The organism is Parageobacillus sp. VR-IP (assembly GCF_013357975.1).
GTDB lineage: Bacteria > Bacillota > Bacilli > Bacillales > Anoxybacillaceae > Saccharococcus > Saccharococcus caldoxylosilyticus.
Map to the genome: position 1 here is coordinate 1,372 of NZ_JABVYQ010000019.1, position 1,430 is coordinate 2,801.

At 55.5% G+C, this 1,430-nt stretch carries 1 rRNA gene (running past one end of the window); it reads right to left on the minus strand.

Annotated features, from left to right (window positions below):
• Positions 1-1,430, minus strand: a 23S ribosomal RNA gene (locus tag HT574_RS19615) (its annotated part extends 1,371 nt beyond the left edge of the window); the annotation flags it as partial.

The window sequence follows — 1,430 nt, forward strand, 5'->3', positions numbered from 1 at the left end:
GCGCCAGACGGATTTGCCTATCTGGCAGCCTAACCGCTTGGACAGGCTATTCCAGCAGCCTGCTCGCCCTACCTTCCTGCGTCCCCCCATCGCTCAAACGGTGAGGAGGTGGTACAGGAATCTCTACCTGTTGCCCATCACCTACGCCTTTCGGCCTCGGCTTAGGTCCCGACTAACCCTGAGCGGACGAACCTTCCTCAGGAACCCTTAGGCTTTCGGTGCAGAGGATTCTCACCTCTGTTTTCGCTACTCACACCGGCATTCTCACTTCTAAGCGCTCCACGAGTCCTTCCGGTCTCGCTTCGGCGCACTTAGAACGCTCCCCTACCGATGACCAACGGTCATCCCACAGCTTCGGTGGCACGTTTAGCCCCGGTACATTTTCGGCGCAGAGTCACTCGACCAGTGAGCTATTACGCACTCTTTAAATGATGGCTGCTTCTAAGCCAACATCCTGGTTGTCTGGGCAACTCCACATCCTTTTCCACTTAACGTGCACTTTGGGACCTTAGCTGGTGATCTGGGCTGTTTCCCTCTCGACCACGGATCTTATCACTCGTAGTCTGACTCCCAAGGATAAGTCGTTGGCATTCGGAGTTTGACTGAGTTCGGTAACCCGATGAGGGCCCCTAGCTCAATCAGTGCTCTACCTCCAAGACTCTTCCCTTGAGGCTAGCCCTAAAGCTATTTCGGGGAGAACCAGCTATCTCCAGGTTCGATTGGCATTTCACCCCTACCCACACCTCATCCCCGCACTTTTCAACGTGCGTGGGTTCGGGCCTCCAGTAGGTGTTACCCTACCTTCACCCTGGACATGGGTAGATCACCTGGTTTCGGGTCTACGACGACGTACTATACGCCCTATTCAGACTCGCTTTCGCTGCGGCTCCGTCTTTTCGACTTAACCTCGCACGCCATCGTAACTCGCCGGTTCATTCTACAAAAGGCACGCCATCACCCATTAACGGGCTCTGACTACTTGTAGGCACACGGTTTCAGGTTCTCTTTCACTCCCCTTCCGGGGTGCTTTTCACCTTTCCCTCACGGTACTGGTTCACTATCGGTCACTAGGGAGTATTTAGCCTTGGGAGATGGTCCTCCCTGCTTCCGACGGGATTCCCCGTGTCCCGCCGTACTCAGGAGCCACTCGGGAGGGAACGAAGTTTCGACTACAGGGCTGTCACCTTCTCTGGCGGGCCTTTCCAGACCGCTTCGTCTACCCCGTTCCTTTGTCACTCCCATGTGAGTGGTCCTACAACCCCAAGAGGCAAGCCTCTTGGTTTGGGCTGTTCCCGTTTCGCTCGCCGCTACTCAGGGAATCGCGTTTGCTTTCTTCTCCTCCGGGTACTAAGATGTTTCAGTTCCCCGGGTGTGCCCTCCATACCCTATGGATTCAGGTATGGATACTGCCCCATTACGGGCAGTGGGTT